This is a genomic window from Bradyrhizobium sp. Kon10 (assembly GCF_055807395.1).
Map to the genome: position 1 here is coordinate 1 of NZ_JBVVOZ010000265.1, position 260 is coordinate 260.

The following is a 260-nucleotide window of genomic DNA, read 5'->3' on the forward strand; positions in this document are numbered from 1 at the left end:
TGCGCCTCTATTGCGATACCGACGCTACCGTGCCGAGCGGCACCGAGACCGGCAAGCGCCTCAAGCAGCGCATGGCGCTCGGCTTCACCTTCCTCAAGATGGATCTGGGGCTGATGCAGATCGCCGATGTCCCCGGTGCGGTCGTGTCTCCTGCCGGCTCACTTGAAGGGTACCGCGTCCAGCCCGGCCGCGGCCCGGTCAAGACTCTTGAAGAGCGACGCGCCCGCAACGCCGCCTACGATTTGCATAACGTCCCCCAC

Annotated in this window: 1 pseudogene; it reads left to right on the plus strand. The window is 65.8% G+C overall.

Annotated features, from left to right (window positions below):
- Positions 1 to 260 (plus strand): annotated as a pseudogene (locus AC0L2O_RS36965) (mandelate racemase/muconate lactonizing enzyme family protein); the annotation flags it as partial.